Here is a 614-nt window from a genome sequence, read left to right on the forward strand (position 1 = left end):
CGGAGCCCGGGCTCACCACGGCGCTGGGCTGGCGCAGCCTCACGGCGCTGGTCGGCACGGCGCGACTGGGCCTGCCCGCCCGGCAGCGGGTGCGGCTGCCGCCCCACGTGGGCTGGGCGCACGTCCCCGACCGGCTGCTCGGGGCCGGCGTGCTGACCGAGGCGGTCGTCGAGCGCGCCGCCCGGCTCGGGCTCGGCGTCATGGCCTGGACGGTCGACGACCCGCAGCGGGCGCACGCCCTGCTCGACCTGGGCGTGCGGGGGATCATCACCGACCGGCCCGACGCGGTGCGCGACGTGCTCGTCGCCCGGGGGCAGTGGGACGGTGCCGGTGCCGGTGCCGGTGCCGGTGCCGGTGCCGGTGCCGGTGCCGGTGCTGGTGCTGGTGCCGGAGCTGGTGGCTGGGTCGCCGGTCCTCCCGTCGGTGAGGCTCTCGCCGGTCCTCCGGTCGTCGACGGGCGCGGCGGCGGGGTGCCGGTCGCCACCTAGTCTGCGCGGGTGCCCGGACCCGACCCGCTCGCCGCCCTGGCCGCCCGCCCCGCGGTCGCCGAGGCCGTCGACCGGGCCCGCGAGGCGTGCACGGAGCTGCGCTGGCACCCGGCGCTGCGGCGGCGG

General features: G+C 80.6%; 1 protein-coding gene. It reads left to right on the top strand.

The window, feature by feature from the left end; all coding sequences use genetic code 11:
* On the top strand, window positions 1-488 hold a 488-nt coding region (locus WCS02_RS20955; RefSeq protein WP_340296235.1), incomplete at its 5' end, for a glycerophosphodiester phosphodiesterase family protein.
* Between the last annotated feature and the right edge of the window lie 126 nt (window positions 489-614).

This window comes from Aquipuribacter hungaricus, from assembly GCF_037860755.1.
Lineage (GTDB): Bacteria > Actinomycetota > Actinomycetes > Actinomycetales > JBBAYJ01 > Aquipuribacter > Aquipuribacter hungaricus.